Annotated in this window: 1 protein-coding gene; it reads right to left on the bottom strand. The window is 53.8% G+C overall.

What is annotated here, in order from left to right; translation table 11 throughout:
* A partial coding sequence (locus Q5762_RS37765; protein ID WP_315896834.1) for a hypothetical protein occupies nt 1–197 on the bottom strand: 197 nt, incomplete at its 3' end.
* Nucleotides 198–305 lie beyond the last annotated feature (108 nt).

Raw genomic sequence — 305 nt, 5'->3', positions numbered from 1 at the left:
AGTACCCCGATGCGAGGCGTTGATTGGTGCTTGGTATTCAGCGACATTCGCACCATCGCAACCGTAGCCGCCATGACCGTATGCGCAGGCGGCTTGCTCATCATCGCTTGGATCGGAGTGGCGTACTGATGCTCAACAAATGGACTAGTCTGGCTACGTTCCTTGTATGCCTCGCAGGAATCTACTACTGCTGGCATGACGATAGCGGCGGGATCGTACTTTTCACGTTCGGCGCGGCTGTGTGCGGTGTACTTACCTGGATGGAGTGGAGGAAGTGATGAAGATTAGTGTTGAAATCGATCTTG

It is taken from the genome of Streptomyces sp. P9(2023) (genome assembly GCF_032436795.1).
Lineage (GTDB): Bacteria > Actinomycetota > Actinomycetes > Streptomycetales > Streptomycetaceae > Streptomyces.
Note: the sequence above shows the minus strand (reverse complement) of the source record. Positions and strands in the feature narration are given on the sequence as shown.